The following is a 1059-nucleotide window of genomic DNA, read 5'->3' as shown; positions in this document are numbered from 1 at the left end:
ATGAGTTGGAAGTTGACGCTGGTTGTTCTCGTTCTGTTACCGATCGTAATTGGCTTTATGTATCTGTTTAAACAACTCAGTACCGAGAGTTATCGCAGAATGCGTGACTTGCTCACGGACATTAACGCCAACTTAAGCGAATCAATCCAAGGGATGAGCGTGATTCAGCTGATGCAACAAGAAAAGCGCTTTAATAAACAGTTTAACGAACTCACTGCTGAGCATTTGGTCGCGTCCAAAAAAGTCATTCGCTTAAACGGGTATCTGCTGCGGCCTCTCATGGATCTGTTGGCTGGACTTGCCCTACTATGCTTAGTTGCCATCTTTGGCTTTAATGGTGTCGAGTTGATTGGTGTCGGTGTACTTTATGCGTTCATCAGTTATTTGGCGCGTGTGACCGAACCTCTGATTGAAATGACCCAACAACTTGCACTTTTACAACAAGCGTTGGTGTCGAGTGAACGTGTTTTTGAGTTGATTGATGCGAAGCCACAAACTTACGGTGACGATCATAAACCACTTAAAACGGGCTCAATTGAGCTAAGTAATCTGACGTTCAGTTATGATGGTAAGCAAGATGTATTAAAAGACATATCCTTGAAAGCGGCTCATCAAGATTTTATCGCGCTGGTCGGCCATACTGGCAGCGGCAAGAGCACGTTAGCATCTTTGCTCATGGGCTTTTATCCAACCAATGTGGGCGAGTTATTGATTGATGGGCGGCCACTTAATACATTGGGTAAAGACGTACTTCGCAAAGACGTAGCAATGGTTCAACAAGATCCGCACATTCTCCCAGCCTCTGTACGTGAGAACATTTCTCTTAGCCGAGCAGTGAGCGATGAGCAGATATGGGATGCGTTAGATAAGGTAGGTTTGTCGGAGCAAATTCACCGCTATCCAAACGGCTTAGACACTCAACTCGGCCAAGGTGAAACCAACCTTTCGGCAGGTCAAAAGCAATTACTTGCGTTAGCCCGAGTGTTAGTAGCGAAACCAAAAATCTTAATTTTGGATGAGGCAACGGCGAACATCGATTCAGGAACTGAGGCTCTCATT

The 1059-nt window shown here is 45.2% G+C and carries 1 protein-coding gene; it reads left to right on the top strand.

The annotated features are described in order from the left end of the window. A partial coding sequence (locus R8O70_RS26180) for an ATP-binding cassette domain-containing protein (protein WP_318184584.1) occupies nucleotides 1-1059 on the top strand: 1059 nt, incomplete at both ends.

It is taken from the genome of Vibrio sp. 779(2023) (genome assembly GCF_033344285.1).
In the GTDB taxonomy this organism is placed as follows: domain Bacteria; phylum Pseudomonadota; class Gammaproteobacteria; order Enterobacterales; family Vibrionaceae; genus Vibrio; species Vibrio alginolyticus.
This window is presented reverse-complemented; position numbering and strand designations above follow the sequence as displayed.